A 1532-nucleotide genomic window follows, 5' to 3' on the forward strand; every position below is an offset into this window, starting at 1 on the left:
GGGTAAGCGTGTCGAAAGTGGGCGGGAAATTTCGTAGAACAGAGGTCTTGGATGCGTTGTCTCGGAATCAGTAGTCTTCTGTTCACGGAGGGTTTTCATCATGTCCTTCGAGCATCTCCCCGATAAACAGGCCCGTCGCGCCCAGGAGCTCTACGAGTCGTTTCGCTCCGCCTTCGACGCGGACCTCAGGGCGATGGCCGAGTTGTTGGCCTCCAAGCCGGACAACAAGCTCTTCGGCGAGACCGAATTCGAGCTCCGGGATATGGTCCATCAGGTAGGAGCCAAGGCCCTCCAGGCCGCTGCCCAGCAGCGGAAAAAAGGGGGTATGTAGGGTCCAGCACGACATGCCCCCATTGCTCCGAGGACGCCCGCTTCAAGGGCTATCGGCCCAAGGGGTATGTCTCGGCCTTGGGCCCCCTCCGCTTCGATCGCGGCTACTACCATTGCCCCCACTGCAAGGCGGGCCACTTCCCCGCCGATGCCGCCTTCGGCCTGGATGGCGGCGACCTGACCTCCGGCGCCGCCGAGTTGGTCAGTCTGGCGGCCGCCCGCGAGAGCTTCGCCAAGGCCGCCGACATCGCCCTGCCGCGGATGTGCGGACTGGACGTCGCCGAGTCGACCGTGGAGCGGACCGCCGAAGCCATAGGCGCCGAGGTAGGCCGAGCCATCGAGTCCAAGGTCCCCTTCGACGAAGCTCGCCCCTGGGACTGGCACAAGGATGCCGAGGGGAAGACCTGCGCCTACGTGTCGATCGACCTGACGGGGATCCGCAAGCAGGGGCCCGGCGGGGCCACGGCCCCGGGGGAGATGATCGCGGTGGGCATGGTCTATAACCCGATCCCCGAAGGCCGTGACCGATGGGCCGCCCCGAGCCGTCGCCGGCCCCCCTGGCAGACGAGATATGTCACCAGCGCCGAAGGCCAGGAGGCCGTGGCCGAGCCGCTGCGGCACATGGCCGCTCGAGTGGGGATGAGCGAGGCGCAACGCTGGATCGCCGTGTGCGACGGTGGGGCCGGGCTTGAGGACCTGCTGAGGCGGCACTTCGGGCGGATCGACGAGGTGATCCTGGACTTCTATCACGCCAGCGAGCACCTGGGGGATTTCGCCAAGGCCTGGCACGGCGACGAGGCCGAAGCGAAGGCGGCGCACGCGGAGTGGTCACATCGGCTGAAGCACGAGGGGGGCGCCGCGATGCTGGCCTGGCTGGAGGGCCTGGACCTCGCCGCCAATCCGCGTGTCAAAGGGGCCCGGGATGAGCTGGTGACCTACTTCCGCAACCAGCAGCATCGGATGGACTATCCGACCTACCGGGCCAAAGGCTGGCAAATCGGCTCGGGCCCGGTAGAGGCCGGCTGCAAGCTGGTGATCAACGAGCGGATGAATGGTACGGGCATGCGCTGGGGGCACGAGGGGGGCGACGGCATGGGACACCTTCGAGGACTCTACATGAGCGAGCCCGGCCTCTGGACCGCGTTCTGGGCCAATCGCCGAATGGCTGCATGAAAGTCTACCCACTCATAAGACGCCTACCC

The 1532-nt window shown here is 66.4% G+C and carries 2 protein-coding genes; both read left to right on the forward strand.

What is annotated here, in order from left to right; all coding sequences use genetic code 11:
- The first annotated feature begins 100 nt into the window (after nt 1-100).
- Complete coding sequence (locus tag G6O54_RS36815) at nt 101-331, forward strand: hypothetical protein (RefSeq protein WP_165236094.1); 231 nt, start codon at nt 101-103, stop codon at nt 329-331.
- Nucleotides 247-1503, forward strand: a complete 1257-nt coding sequence (locus G6O54_RS36820; protein ID WP_165236097.1) for an ISKra4 family transposase — start codon at nt 247-249, stop codon at nt 1501-1503. The genes G6O54_RS36815 and G6O54_RS36820 overlap by 85 nt, the downstream gene beginning before the upstream one ends.
- Nucleotides 1504-1532: the final 29 nt, after the last annotated feature.

Source organism: Aquisphaera insulae, from assembly GCF_011064615.1.
GTDB classification, from domain to species: Bacteria; Planctomycetota; Planctomycetia; order Isosphaerales; family Isosphaeraceae; genus Aquisphaera; species Aquisphaera insulae.

Excerpts from the sequence above, each read along its gene's own strand:
- G6O54_RS36815 (WP_165236094.1), top strand. The coding sequence starts at position 101 with ATGTCCTTCGAGCATCTCCCCGATAAACAGGCCCGTCGCGCCCAGGAG.